Origin of the sequence: Streptomyces sp. SID5910, assembly GCF_009862125.1 — a bacterium.
Classification (GTDB): Bacteria; Actinomycetota; Actinomycetes; order Streptomycetales; family Streptomycetaceae; genus Streptomyces.
Genome location: NZ_WWHX01000803.1, coordinates 1 through 13273, shown reverse-complemented (window position 1 = coordinate 13273; position 13273 = coordinate 1). Strand labels below are relative to the sequence as shown.

Sequence of the window (13273 nt, the reverse complement as noted above, 5' to 3'; positions counted from 1 at the left end):
TATGCCCAGGATCAGCCGGTGGAACTTGAGCGCCCCGGCGGCCCGGCGCGCCAGCGCCATGCCGGAGGAGCGGATCTCGGAGGCGGACTCCTTGACCGGAGCCATCCCGGTCTGGTGCCGGGCGACGCCCACCAGGTCGGTCTCGGCCTTGATCAGGATCGCGCCGAGGGCGGCCAGAGTGCCGAGGAAGGCCCACAGCCAGTCGATCCGCCCGGTGCCGAACAGGTCGGCGGCGCGCAGGCCGAGGCCGACCAGGACGGCGGCGTCGGTGAGGTAGGCGCCGACGCGGTCCAGGTAGACGCCGCCGAGGGAGTACTGCTTCTTCCAGCGCGCGATCTCGCCGTCGACGCAGTCGAGCAGCAGGTACAGCTGGACCGCGACCACGCCGAGCACGGCGCCCCAGATGCCCGGCACGAGCAGCGCCGGGGCCGCCAGCACGCCGCAGACGGTCATCAGGTACGTGAGCTGGTTGGGCGTGATCCTGGTGTTCACCAGGTAGCGGTCGATCCGCAGCGAGACCTCGCGCATGTAGAGGCGTCCCGCCCAGTGCTCACCGCTGCGCCGGTCCTTGACCCCCGCGGGGTGCACGACCGGGCGGAGTTCAGCTACCGATGGCCTTGACATAGTCGGCGTACGCGTCCCTGATCTGGTCGGTGGAGAGGTCGAGGTGTTCGAGGATGGTGTAGCGGCCCGGCCGGGTGTGCGGGGCGTAGCCGACGACCTGCACGAACTCGTCCAGGTCGAAGCCGATCTCGCCGGGCAGGACGGGCAGGCCGTGGTGGCGCAGTACCTCCGCCATCCGTCCGGCCGTCTCGGTGTCGCCGCGCAGGAACGTGGCGAACGCGCCGCCGAGGCCGCACTGCTCGCCGTGGAGCGCGCTGCGCTTGGGGAACCGCAGGTCGAAGGCGTGGCTGATCTCGTGGCAGGCGCCCGACGCGGGGCGGCTGTCGCCGGCCACCGACATCGAGATGCCGCACAGCACCAGCGCCTCGGCGAGCGTCGTCAGGAACGCGTCGTCGCCGGTGCCGCCGGGGTGGCGCAGGACGGCCTCGGCCGCCTGCCGGGCCATGGCGGCGGCCAGGCCGTCGACCTTCTCGCCGGTCTCGCGGTGCGAGAGCTCCCAGTCGGCCACGGCGGAGATCTTGCAGATCACATCGCCGATGCCGGCCCGCACGTAGCGCACCGGGGCCTCGCGGATCACGTCGAGGTCGATGACGATGCCGATCGGGTTGGGCACGCCGTAGGAGCCGCGGCCCGCGTCGTTGTCCAGCGTGGCGACCGGCGAGCACAGCCCGTCGTTGGCCAGGTTGGTGGCGACCGCGACCAGCGGCAGGCCCACCCGGGCCGCCGCGTACTTGGCGCAGTCGACGACCTTGCCGCCGCCGATGCCGACCACCGCGTCGTAGCGGCCGGCCTTCTTGATGGAGTCGGCGAGCCGGACGGCACCGTCGATGGTGCCGTCGGCCTCCGCGAACCAGTCGGCGCCCGGGAAGGCCGCGCCGAACCGCTCGCGCAGCACCTGGCCGGAGCCGTTGCTGATGGCGAAGGCCAGCCGCCCCGAGGGCGAGATCCGCTCGTCGGAGAGGATCGCCCCCAGGTCGTCCAGGGCGCCGCGGCGGATGTCGACGACGACCGGTGACGGGATGAGCCTCGTCAGTACCGGCACGCGATCTCCCGTCCCTTGGCGAGGTCGTCGTGGTTGTCGATCTCGACCCACTTGACGTCGCCGATGGGCTCCACGTCGATCCGGAAGCCGCGGTTGACCAGCTCCTGGTAGCCGTCCTCGTAGTAGAGCTGCGGGTCGCGCTCGAAGGTGGTCTTCAAGGCGTCGGCCAGCTCCACGGCGGCCTCGCCCTCGATGAGGGTGACGCCGATGTACTCGCCGGTCGCGTCGGCCGGGTCCATGAGCTTGGTGATGCGCTGGACGCCCTTGTCGGGGTCGACGACGACCTTCATCTCCTCGTCGGCGAGGGACTTCACGGTGTCCAGCGCGAGGATGATCTTCTTGCCGTCGCCGCGGGCGGCGAGCAGCGTCTTCTCGACGGAGACCGGGTGCACGGTGTCGCCGTTGGCGAGGATCACGCCGTCCTTGAGGGCGTCACGGCCGCACCACAGGGAGTAGGCGTTGTTCCACTCCTCGGCCTTGTCGTTGTCGATGAGGGTGAGCTTGACGCCGTACTTCCGCTCCAGCTCCTCCTTGCGGTCGTACACGGCCTCCTTGCGGTACCCGACGATGATCCCGACCTCGGTGAGGCCGACCTCGGCGAAGTTCGCCAGCGTCAGGTCGAGAACCGTGATGCTCTCCTCCGCGCCCTCGGGGCCGACCGGGACCAGTGCCTTGGGCAGGGTGTCGGTGTAGGGGCGCAGACGGCGTCCGGCGCCGGCCGCCAGCACGAGGCCGATCATGCGGGTTCTCCTTCGTCGTGTACGGCGGGTGCGCCGACCTTGTGGGCGGCGACCCAGAAACGGATGCTCTCGACGAGCACCACGAGGGCGACGGCCACGGCGAGGACCGTGAGCGCGACCTTGAAAGCGGAGGCGGTGAGCAGCACGGCCAGCACCGTGACCAGCAGCGTGCGGCCCTCGTGCCCCCCGATCGCCCGCACCAGCCAGTGCGGGGGCGCACCCGCGTTGCCGCGGATGCGGTAGACCGTGTCGTAGTGATGGTAGGCGACCGCGGCCACCAGCCCGAAAGCCGCCGGAAGCGCCCCGTTCACGTCCGCTTTCGCCGCCAGCACCAGGACGGTGCCGTACTCGGCGGCGCGGAAGAAGGGCGGGACCAGCCAGTCGAGGGCGCCCTTGAGGGGGCGGGCGACGGCGAGCGCGGAGGTCAGCACGTAGACGATCGCGGCGATGAGCGGCCAGGGACCGCCGAAGCCGGTGAAGGCGGACGTCGCGACCACGGTGAGGCCGCCGAGGAGCGCGACGGCGGGGGCGGTGAAGCCTGGGAGCCGGCGGGCGAATCCCCGCAGGCCCGCGGCGGCGGCCTCGGCGAGCGGGCCGGAGTCGGCGAGGTCGGCCAGCGCCTTCGCCGCCCGGTCGGTGCGGGTGGCCCTGCGGGTCAGCGAGCGCAGGACCCGGCCGGCCGTGGTGTACGTCGCGGCGAACGCGCAGCCGATCAGCAGCGCGTAGAAGGTGATCCGGGGGGTGGTGGCCGCGGTGAGGACGGCGATCATGGCCCAGCGTTCGCCGATGGGCAGGACGATCATGCGGCGCACCCAGACCGTCCAGCCGACGCTGTCGAGCTTGTCGGAGAGGGCCGCGGTGGGGCTGGTGTTGCCCGAGGCGTCGTGGTTGGCCTCGTTGAAGGAGAAGTCCACGACGTGCCGGCAGGTCTGGAGGACCATCGCGCCGAGGGCGAGGGCCCACACGTCGTCACCGCCGCGGGCGGCGCCGAGGGCGAGGCCCGCGTAGTAGGCGTACTCCTTGGCCCGGTCGAAGGTGGCGTCCAGCCAGGCGCCGAGCGTGGAGTACTGGAGCGAGTAGCGGGCGAGCTGCCCGTCCGTGCAGTCGAGGACGAAGGAGGCGATCAGCAGGACGCCGGCGGCGACGAAGCCGCCGCGGGTGCCGGTGGCCGCGCAGGCCGCCGCTATGAGCGCGGTGAGCAGCGAGGCGGTGGTGACCTGGTTGGGGGTCAGTCCGCGGCGCGCGCACCAGCGGGCGATGTAGCGCGAGTAGGGGCTGATGAGGAAGGTGGTGACGAAGCCGTCGCGGGCCTTGACCGCCGACCTCAGGCGTACGGCCTCGTCGTCGACGGAGGCGACGGCCTGCCGCGCCTCGTTGCGGGCCTGCGGGTCGGCGGGGACGACGGCGACGAGACTGCCGAGCTCCGGCCGGTGCACGTCGGCGCCGTCGGCGTCGAGGGCGCCGGCGATGCGGTCGGCGAGGCTGCCGACGGCCACCGCCGTACCCCCGCCCGCGGAGCTCTCCCGGGCCATCGCGCGGGTGAGCGCCTGGCGGGCGTCCGGCTGGGCGGTCACGGCGCCGGGGATCGCGGCGAGCGGGAAGCGGGGGTCGGTGAGGCCGAGGCGCAGGGCGTGCAGATGGCCCACGAAGCGGGCGTCGACCACGGCGACGCGCTCCTGGCCGGGCACCCGGGCGAGCAGCGTCTCGGCGTCCTGCGTGCCGGAGGCGATCCGCACGTCGAAGCCGAGGGACCGCAGCTCGCTCTCGACGGACGAACCGGGGACCGGCTGACCGGTGAGGATGGCGGTCGACAACCGAACTCACTCCCTGGTGCCGGCGCCAGCGCGCCGGTCCTGTGCATGGTGGGGTGCCCGTGCCTGGGGCACCCGGGCGGCATGTCGGCCGAGGTTATCGGATGCCCGGAACACGGTGTTCACCGCCCGTTTCACGGTCGGTCGACGCCGCTTGCACCCGCCTTGGCCGCGATCATCATCGGGGATCCGGGGCCCGCCCCACAAACCGCGCCCCCCAAACGGACATCAGGGGCGTCGCGCAGTGTCGGGGGATGTGCGCGGAGGGTCAGGGCGGCGTACGGGCGGCGCCCTGACCTGCGTAACGTTTCCGCAGGTCAGGGCACATGACAACGGTGTTCAGTGCCGCGTTGCCCGATACCCCCCGCCCGTAGTTGACTGAGAACCCGCGGACAAGGGAGGCGGCCTTCATGGGGGCTGGGCACGATCACGGGCACGCACACGGCGCGCACGGCGGCGGTACGGCGACGGCCGCGTACCGCGGCAGGCTGCGGGTCGCGCTGGCGATCACGCTCACCGTCATGGTGGTCGAGATCGTCGGCGGTGTGCTCGCCGACTCGCTCGCGCTGGTCGCCGACGCGGCGCACATGGCGACGGACGCCCTCGGACTGGGCATGGCCCTGCTGGCGATCCACTTCGCGGGCCGGCCGCCGAGCGACCGGCGCACCTTCGGCTACGCCCGTGCGGAGATCCTCGCGGCCCTGGCGAACTGCGTGCTGCTGCTCGGGGTCGGCGGGTACGTCCTGTACGAGGCGATCGAGCGGTTCGTCACGCCGGCCGGCACCGCGGGCGGGCTGACCGTCGTCTTCGGCGCGATCGGCCTGGTGGCGAACATGGTGTCGCTCACGCTGCTGATGCGCGGCCAGAAGGAGAGCCTGAACGTGCGGGGCGCCTTCCTGGAGGTGGCGGCGGACGCCCTGGGTTCACTGGCGGTGATCGTCTCGGCGCTGGTCATCGTGGCCACGGGCTGGCAGCCGGCCGACCCCATCGCGTCCCTGCTGATCGGTCTGATGATCGTGCCGCGCACCTGGCGGCTGCTGCGCGAGACGCTGGACGTGCTGCTGGAGGCGGCACCGAAGGGCGTGGACATCGCCGAGGTGCGCGCCCACATACTGGCGCTGGACGGCGTCGAGGACGTCCACGACCTGCACGCGTGGACCATCACCTCGGGCATGCCGGTGCTGTCGGCGCACGTGGTGGTGAGCGGCGAGGTGCTGAGCGCGATCGGTCACGAGAAGATGCTGCACGAGCTCCAGGGCTGCCTCGGCGTCCACTTCGACGTGGAGCACTGCACCTTCCAGCTGGAGCCCAGCGGACACGCGGAGCACGAGGCGCGGCTGTGCCACTGAGGCCGGGAGCGTGACGCCGAGGCCCGCCCCGGGAGCGTGACGCCGAGGCCGCGCTCCCGGTCCTGCCCCGTCCCGCTCCCCCTCGCTCCACTCGGTCACCTCGCGGGCGGTTCCCGGGGGATGGCGCCGGGCACGATCTTCCTTCGGGCCCCCTCGGCGTTCGACCGGTGACGGCCGCTGTCCGCGCCACCGCGCGGGACATGCGGGTGTGCCGGGAAGTGCCGGGAGTACCGAATACGTGGGGCACACTTGGGGCGCGAGGACCGATGTGAAGGATGGGTATGCCGATCACTCCTGCCACCGCGACGCACAGTTCGTCGAACGGCACCGCAGACGCGATTTTGCTGGAACTGGTCGACGAGAACGGCGCGACGGTCGGTACCGCGGAGAAGCTCGCCGCGCACCAGCCGCCGGGACAGCTGCACCGCGCCTTCTCCGTGTTCCTCTTCGACGAGCGCGGCCGGCTGCTGCTCCAGCAGCGGGCCCTGGGCAAGTACCACTCCCCCGGCGTGTGGTCCAACACCTGCTGCGGCCACCCCTACCCCGGTGAGGCGCCCTTCGCCGCCGCGGCCCGGCGGACGTTCGAGGAGCTCGGTGTCTCGCCGTCGCTGCTCGCCGAGGCGGGCACGGTGCGCTACAACCACCCGGACCCGGCCTCGGGGCTGGTCGAGCAGGAGTTCAACCACCTGTTCGTCGGCCTGGTGCAGGCACCGCCGCGGCCCGACCCGGAGGAGGTCGCCGAGACGGTCTTCGTGACCCCGGACGAGCTGGCCGAACGGCACGCGAAGGACACCTTCTCGGCGTGGTTCATGACGGTGCTGGACGCGGCCCGGCCCGCCGTCCGCGAGCTGACGGGGCCGTCCGCCGGCTGGTGAGTGGGGTCCGCCGACGCGGGGCGTGCCTGAGCGGGGGTCCGCTAGTGCGGGGCGGCGTGCTTGAGCGGCAGGGCGGCCCAGATCACCTTGCCGCCGCTCGCCGTGTGGGCCACGTCGCACGCCCCGCCCGCCTCCCGGGTGATCTCCCGGACCAGGAGCAGTCCGCGTCCGCCCGTCCGGCCGTGGTCGGTCTCCAGGGCGGTCGGGCGGTAGGGGTGGTTGTCCTCCACGGACACCCGGACCCACTCGGGTCCGACGGCGACCTCCACGGCGAGCGTCGGCGACAGCACGGCCGCGTGCCGGACGGCGTTCGTGACCAGCTCCGAGACGATCAGCAGCAGGCCCTCGGTCACGTCGTCGGAGACCGGGACGCCCTGGCGTACCAGCAGGTCCCGGACGGCGTGCCGGGCCTGCGGTACCGAGGCGTCGACGGCGGGCGCGGTGAACCGCCAGACGCCCTCGTACGGCAGCGGCCCGGCGGGCCCGGTCTCGTCCATCGTCCGGTCGCCACCCTCGGGCTCGATTGTCACCACACGCAAAGTGTTGGTAACGCGTCTCTCCGCACCGGAGGACTGAACACAAGTCAGCAGATATCGAACGGTTCTGATCGTTGGCGTACGACCCGGTCGGTTGTGGGACCGTTCCTGTCCCTCCCGTACCTGCTCCGCGGACCGTTCGGACGGGTGGATAGCATCCGGCCCATGGAGCCGCAACTGCTGCACCGGGTCTCCGACTCGGTCGCCACCGTCGTCGTCCACCACCCGGCCAAGCGCAACGCCATGACGGCCGCGATGTGGCGGGCGCTGCCGGAACTGCTCGGCGCCCTGGCGGACGACCCCGCGGTACGGGCGCTGGTGCTCACCGGCGAGGGCGGGACCTTCTGCGCCGGGGCCGACATCTCGACGCTGCGGGACTCCGCCGAGGAGGCGCAGCTGCTCGCCGTGCGCGCCGAGGAGGCCCTCGCCGCCTTCCCCAAGCCGACGCTGGCGGCGATCCGCGGCCACTGCGTGGGCGGCGGCGCCCAGCTGGCGGCGGCCTGCGACCTGCGGTTCTCCGAGGAGGGCGCGCTGTTCGGGGTCACCCCGGCCAAGCTCGGTGTGGTGTATCCGGCGTCGGCGACCCGGCGGCTGGTGTCGCTGGTGGGACCGGCCACCACGAAGTACCTGCTCTTCTCCGGCGAGCTGATCGACGCCGGGCGGGCGCTGCGCACGGGGCTGGTCGACGAGGTGCTGCCGGAGGGTGAACTCGACAAGCGGGTCGCCGAGTTCACCCGCGTCCTGGCCTCCCGTTCGCAGCTGACGCAGGCGGCGGCGAAGGAGTTCGCCGACGGCCGCACCGACCGGGACGAGCACTGGGCCGCGCAGGCACGCGGCAGCGGCGACACCGCGGAGGGCGTCGCCGCGTTCCTGGAGCGCAGGCAGCCGCGCTTCGGCTGGAGCGTGCCTACGTCAGGATGAACCGGTTGCGGGTGCGGAACTCCTCGACGAGCCACGCGGGGGCCTTCTGCGGGGACCCGGCGTCGTAGGGCGGCTGCGGATCGTACTCCGTCAGCAGCTGGACCGCCTGGGCGTGCTCGTCGCCGGCGATCCGGCCGACCAGGGTGAGGCCCATGTCGATGCCGGCGGAGACGCCGGCCGCGGTGACGTACTTGCCGTCGGTGACCACCCGCTCGCCGGTCGGCTCGGCGCCGTACCCCTTCAGTAGGTCCAGGGCCAGCCAGTGCGAGGTGGCGCGGCGGCCGGTGAGCAGTCCCGCCGCGGCGAGCAGCAGGGAGCCGGAGCAGACCGAGGTGGTCCAGGTGCTGGTGGCGTCGGCGGCGCGCAGCCAGTCCAGGAGGGCCGCGTTGTCCATCTGCTCCGTCTGGCCCGGACCGCCCGGCACGAGGACGACGTCCGGGGCCGGTACGTCCGCGAGGGTGCGGTCGGCGGTCAGCGCGAGGCTTCCCGTGTCGTTGCGGACGGGGCCGGTCCGCTCGGCGACGAACACCGTCTCGGCGTCCGGGACGCGGCTCAGGACCTCGTAGGGGCCCACGGCGTCGAGGGCGGTGAAGCGGTCGAAGAGGACGATGGCGATCTGCACGGGTTTCCTTTCGTGTGCCTTCGGTGAGCACTTGGGGGGGCGTGTCGTCAGCGGGCGGTGGCGGGCCGGAACCGGCGGCGGTACTCGGCCGGTGAGGCGCCGAGGGCCCTGACGAACGCGCGGCGCATGGCCTCCGGGGTGCCGTAGCCGCTGATCCGGGAGATCTCCTCGACGCCGTCGCCGCTGTCCTCCAGCAGCCGGCGGGCGTGTTCGAGGCGCACCCGGTCGACGTACCGGCCGGGCGTCGTGCCGGTCTCGGCCTGGAAGGCGCGGGCGAAGTGGCGCGGGGAGAGGGCGGCGCGGGCGGCGAGGGACTCGACGCTCAGGTCCGCGCCGGGGTGCTCGGTGATCCACTGCTGGACCTCGCGGAGCGGCTCGCGGCGCGCGGTCTGGGCGGCGAGCTGGGCGCTGAACTGGGCCTGGTTGCCGGGCCGGCGCAGGAAGACCACCAGATGGCGGGCGACGGTGAGGGCCGCGTCCCTGCCCAGGTCCTCCTCCACCAGGGCGAGCGCGAGGTCGATGCCGGAGGTGACACCGGCGGACGTGGCGACATGGCCGTCGCGGACGTAGATCGGGTCCGGGTCGACCTCGACGGCCGGGTGGTCGCGGGCGAGCCGGTCGCAGTACGCCCAGTGGGTGGTGGCGCGGCGGCCGTCCAGCAGGCCGGCCGCGGCGAGCAGGGCGGCTCCGGTGCAGACGGAGACCAGACGCGGTGCGCGGGGTCCGTGCTCGCGCAGCCATCCGACCAGGCGCGGGTCCGCGTTCCGGGTGCCCTGGCCGCCGGGGACCAGCAGGGTGTGCGGGGCGGGCGCCCCGGTGAGGGCCAGGTCCGGTACGACGGTCAGACCGCTGGACGTGCGCACCGGAGCGCCGTCCAGCGAGGCGGTGGCGATGCGGTACGTGCCCGGCGTGTGCTTCTCGGCGCCGGCGAAGACCTCCACGGGGCCGGTGACGTCGAGGCTCTGGACGTCGTCGAAGAGGACGACGAGAACGGTGCGCTGTGGCATGCCGTCGATTCTTCGGCCGCCCAGCCGTGGCCGCAATGACGAGTCCCCCACCTTTCCTGCCATGGCGTCCGCCGCCCTGGAGGACGTACTGAGCGGTTGGTAACGTGCCGCGCATGACAACCGCCACCCTCGACGCCCGCGCCGGCCGCCGCTGCCACAACGCGCTGAACTCGCTGCACTCGACCCACTACTTCTCGCCCGACCTGGGCCGGGAGCTGGCGGCCCTCGGGGTCACCGACCCCCGAGCCGTCAACTTCGCGGTGCGTGCCGCCGCGCTCGGCCCGGTCGGGGCCGGCGCCGTGACGGCGACGTTCTACAACTACAAGCACGACCTGGTGGCCCGGCACGTGCCCGCCGTGTGGGAGATCGTCACGCCCGCCCAGGTCCTCGCCGCGCGCACGCGCGCCGTCGACGCGACGCTGCGGCGCCTGCTGGGCGAGGAGGCCGTGGCGTCCGCGGAGATGGCGGAGGCGGCCGAGCTGGCGCTGCGGGCCGCCGAGGGCTGCTCGCGCGCCGCCCGCCCGCTGTACTCGGCCCACGCCGACCTGCCCGTGCCCGGCGAGCCGCACCTCGCGCTGTGGCACGCGGCGACGCTGCTTCGCGAGCACCGGGGCGACGGGCACCTCACCGCGCTGCTGGCCGCGGGCCTCGACGGCCTGGAGGCGCTGGTGACGCACACCGCGACCGGCAAGGGCCTGACGCCGAAGTGGAACTTCACCACCCGTGGCTGGACCCAGGAGGAGTGGGACGCGGCGTCGGACCGGCTGCGGGAGCGCGGAGTGCTCGACGACGCCGGCGAGCTGACCGAGGAGGGCGTCGCGCTGCGCGACGGGGTCGAGCGGGAGACGGACCGGCTGGACGAGGCCCCGTACACGCACCTCGGCGCGGAGGGCGTGGCCCGTCTGACGGAGCTGGGGACCGCCTTCGCGCGCGGGGCGCTCGGCGCCGGTGCCTTCCCGGCGGATCTGCTCGGCAAGCGCTGAGCCGCGGCCCGCGCACGGGGCATGCCGGGCCGATCACGAGGTACCCGTACTACTCCCGGCCGGAGGGGCCGGGAGTAGGAAAGGGGCTTTTCGTGTTCCGTGCCATCGCAGACGTCCTGCGCCAGATCGGCGGCGCCATTGCCACCGTCGTCACGCTTCCCTTCCGGGCCCTCGCCCGGCTCTTCGGCGGCGCCTCGTCCTCGGCCCGCAGGGCCTGACGCGGCGTCCCCCGGTGTCGTCCGGCCGCGACGGGCCCGGGTGGCGCCCTGATCCCCGATTGTCGGCGTCACCTGCCACAATTGCCGCGCAACCTCTGTGAGAAGGCGGTACGGGATCGTGACGACACCCGGGTCCAGCGCGTCCATCGACGTGAGGTCCATCGAAAGCAGGATCGCCGAGGAGCTCGGCGTACGGGAGCGGCAGGTGAAGGCCGCGGTGGAGCTGCTCGACGGCGGCTCGACGGTGCCCTTCATCGCCCGCTACCGCAAGGAAGCGACCGAGATGCTCGACGACGCGCAGCTGCGCACGCTCGAGGAACGGCTGCGCTATCTGCGGGAGCTGGAGGAGCGGCGTACGGCGATCCTCGACTCGGTGCGCGAGCAGGGCAAGCTCACCGAGGAGCTGGAGGCCCGGATCCGCGAGGCGGAGACCAAGGCCCGCCTGGAGGACATCTACCTGCCGTTCAAGCCCAAGCGGCGCACGAAGGCGCAGATCGCGCGCGAGGCCGGTCTGGAGCCGCTGGCCGAGGGCCTGCTCGCCGACCCGTCGGTGGACCCGCTCGCCGCGGCCGCCGCGTTCGTCGACGCCGGCAAGGGCGTGGCCGATGCGCAGGCCGCCCTGGACGGCGCCCGGTCGATCCTCACCGAGAAGTTCTCCGAGGACGCCGACCTGATCGGTGAGCTGCGCGAGCGCATGTGGAAGCGCGGGCGGCTGGCCGCCAAGGTGAAGGCGGGCAAGGAGGAGGCCGGCGCCAAGTTCGCCGACTACTTCGACTTCGCCGAGCCGTTCACCGAGCTGCCCTCGCACCGGATCCTCGCGATGCTGCGCGGCGAGAAGGAGGACGTCCTCGACCTCGTCCTGGAGCCCGAGGAGGCCACCGAGGGCCCGTCGTCGTACGAGGGGATCGTGGCGGGCCGGTTCGGGATCGCCGACCGCGGCCGGCCCAGCGACAAGTGGCTCGCGGACACGGTCCGCTGGGCCTGGCGCACCCGCGTTCTCGTCCACCTCGGCATCGACCTGCGGCTGCGGCTGCGCACGGCCGCCGAGGACGAGGCGGTGAACGTCTTCGCGGCCAACCTGCGTGACCTGCTGCTGGCCGCCCCGGCCGGTACGCGCGCCACGCTCGGCCTCGACCCGGGCTTCCGTACGGGTGTGAAGGTCGCGGTGATCGACGCGACCGGCAAGGTCGTGGCCACCGACGTGATCCACCCGCACGTGCCGGCCAACCGGTGGGACGAGGCGATCGCCAAGCTGGCGCGGCTCGCGAAGGAGCACGCGGTCGAGCTGGTCGCGATCGGCAACGGGACGGCGTCCCGCGAGACCGACAAGCTCGCCGGTGAACTCATCACCAAGCACCCGGAGTTGAAGCTCACCAAGGTGATGGTGTCCGAGGCGGGCGCCTCCGTGTACTCGGCCTCCGCCTTCGCCTCGCAGGAGCTGCCCGACATGGACGTGTCGCTGCGCGGCGCGGTGTCGATCGCGCGCCGGCTCCAGGATCCGCTGGCCGAGCTGGTGAAGATCGACCCGAAGTCGATCGGCGTCGGCCAGTACCAGCACGACCTGTCCGAGGTGAAGCTGTCGCGCTCGCTGGACGCGGTGGTCGAGGACTGTGTGAACGGCGTGGGCGTGGACGTCAACACGGCCTCCGCGCCGCTGCTGTCCCGTGTCTCCGGCATCACGTCCGGGCTCGCCGAGAACATCGTGTCGCACCGGGACGCCAACGGGCCGTTCCGGTCGCGGACCGAGCTGAAGAAGGTGTCGCGGCTCGGGCCCAAGGCGTACGAGCAGTGCGCGGGCTTCCTGCGGATCCGGGGCGGTGACGATCCGCTGGACGCGTCCAGCGTGCACCCCGAGGCGTATCCGGTGGTGCGGCGGATGGTGAAGACCGCCGGGCAGGAGGTGGCCGGGCTGATCGGCAACACGGGTGTGCTGCGGTCGCTGAGGCCGGCGGAGTTCGTGGACGAGAAGTTCGGTCTGCCGACGGTCTCCGACATCCTGCGGGAGCTGGAGAAGCCGGGGCGGGACCCGCGGCCGGCCTTCAAGACGGCCACCTTCAAGGAGGGCGTGGAGAAGCTCTCCGACCTGGCGGCCGGGATGGTGCTTGAGGGGGTCGTCACGAACGTGGCCGCGTTCGGGGCGTTCGTGGACGTGGGTGTGCATCAGGACGGGCTGGTGCATGTGTCGGCGATGTCCAAGACCTTTGTGAAGGATCCTCGGGATGTGGTGAAGCCCGGGGACATCGTGAAGGTGAAGGTGCTGGACGTCGACATTCCGCGGAAGCGGGTGTCGTTGACGTTGCGGTTGGACGACGAGGCGGCTCCGCAGGGGGAGCCGAAGAAGGAGCGTGGGGGCAAGCCGCCTCGGCAGCGGCAGCAGCGGCAAGGGGGTGCCGGGGGTGGTAAGGGGCGCCCGGGTTCGGCGCCTGCGCCCTCCAACGGGGCCATGGCTGACGCCCTGCGAAGGGCCGGGTTGGCGTAGCTGAGCGGGGGTGGGTGTCGCGGACCGGCGCTTGCCGGGTGCCGCTGCGCCCACCCGTGCCGCCCC

General features: G+C 72.9%; 13 protein-coding genes. 6 read left to right on the top strand and 7 right to left on the bottom strand.

From position 1 onward, the window contains the following. The 4 genes from GTW67_RS28415 to GTW67_RS28400 all read right to left on the bottom strand — a co-directional run. Positions 1-624: CDP-alcohol phosphatidyltransferase family protein (locus GTW67_RS28415; RefSeq protein ID WP_161167618.1), on the bottom strand; the 624-nt coding region annotated here is incomplete at its 3' end. Beyond that, entirely contained in the window at positions 602-1666 is a 1065-nt protein-coding gene (locus tag GTW67_RS28410) for an iron-containing alcohol dehydrogenase (RefSeq protein ID WP_161167617.1), read from the bottom strand. The genes GTW67_RS28415 and GTW67_RS28410, both read right to left, overlap by 23 nt. Next, complete coding sequence (locus tag GTW67_RS28405) at positions 1654-2406, bottom strand: phosphocholine cytidylyltransferase family protein (protein WP_161167616.1); 753 nt, start codon at positions 2404-2406, stop codon at positions 1654-1656. The genes GTW67_RS28410 and GTW67_RS28405 overlap by 13 nt, the downstream gene beginning before the upstream one ends. Continuing rightward, positions 2403-4220, bottom strand: a complete 1818-nt coding sequence (locus GTW67_RS28400) for a DUF5941 domain-containing protein (protein WP_161167615.1) — start codon at positions 4218-4220, stop codon at positions 2403-2405. The genes GTW67_RS28405 and GTW67_RS28400 overlap by 4 nt, the downstream gene beginning before the upstream one ends. Positions 4221-4627: 407 nt before the next feature. On the opposite strand from GTW67_RS28400, the gene GTW67_RS28395 reads away from it, so the two are divergent. Together GTW67_RS28395 and idi are read left to right on the top strand one after the other, a co-directional pair. Then, positions 4628-5566, top strand: coding sequence for a cation diffusion facilitator family transporter (locus tag GTW67_RS28395; protein ID WP_161167614.1), 939 nt, complete (start codon positions 4628-4630; stop codon positions 5564-5566). Positions 5567-5847: 281 nt separating this feature from the next. Beyond that, positions 5848-6441: an isopentenyl-diphosphate Delta-isomerase gene (gene idi, locus GTW67_RS28390; RefSeq protein ID WP_161167613.1), complete on the top strand. Its 594-nt coding sequence runs from the start codon at positions 5848-5850 to the stop codon at positions 6439-6441. 41 nt (positions 6442-6482) lie between these two features. On the opposite strand, the gene GTW67_RS28385 is transcribed toward idi, so the two are convergent. Further along, complete coding sequence (locus tag GTW67_RS28385) at positions 6483-6938, bottom strand: ATP-binding protein (protein WP_161167619.1); 456 nt, start codon at positions 6936-6938, stop codon at positions 6483-6485. Between the two features lie 204 nt (positions 6939-7142). Between GTW67_RS28385 and GTW67_RS28380 the strand changes: the two genes are divergently transcribed. Then, the gene (locus GTW67_RS28380) at positions 7143-7898 is read left to right on the top strand and encodes an enoyl-CoA hydratase/isomerase family protein (protein WP_202437809.1); all 756 of its coding nucleotides are present in this window, start codon (positions 7143-7145) and stop codon (positions 7896-7898) included. Here the strand turns inward: GTW67_RS28380 and GTW67_RS28375 are convergent. Together GTW67_RS28375 and GTW67_RS28370 are read right to left on the bottom strand one after the other, a co-directional pair. Next, positions 7885-8520, bottom strand: coding sequence for a DJ-1/PfpI family protein (locus tag GTW67_RS28375; protein ID WP_161167611.1), 636 nt, complete (start codon positions 8518-8520; stop codon positions 7885-7887). The genes GTW67_RS28380 and GTW67_RS28375 overlap by 14 nt on opposite strands. 47 nt (positions 8521-8567) lie before the next feature. Beyond that, positions 8568-9527 (bottom strand): GlxA family transcriptional regulator, encoded by a 960-nt coding sequence (locus GTW67_RS28370; RefSeq protein WP_161167610.1) that lies wholly within the window; start codon positions 9525-9527, stop codon positions 8568-8570. A 113-nt stretch (positions 9528-9640) separates the two neighbouring features. Between GTW67_RS28370 and GTW67_RS28365 the strand changes: the two genes are divergently transcribed. The 3 genes from GTW67_RS28365 (at position 9641) to GTW67_RS28360 (ending at position 13207) form a co-directional block, all read left to right on the top strand. Beyond that, positions 9641-10510: an SCO6745 family protein gene (locus GTW67_RS28365; protein WP_161167609.1), complete on the top strand. Its 870-nt coding sequence runs from the start codon at positions 9641-9643 to the stop codon at positions 10508-10510. Positions 10511-10602: 92 nt separating this feature from the next. Next, positions 10603-10728, top strand: coding sequence for an LPFR motif small protein (locus GTW67_RS38230; protein ID WP_346010761.1), 126 nt, complete (start codon positions 10603-10605; stop codon positions 10726-10728). Positions 10729-10846: 118 nt separating this feature from the next. Next, positions 10847-13207: a helix-hairpin-helix domain-containing protein gene (locus tag GTW67_RS28360; RefSeq protein ID WP_161167608.1), complete on the top strand. Its 2361-nt coding sequence runs from the start codon at positions 10847-10849 to the stop codon at positions 13205-13207. Positions 13208-13273 lie beyond the last annotated feature (66 nt).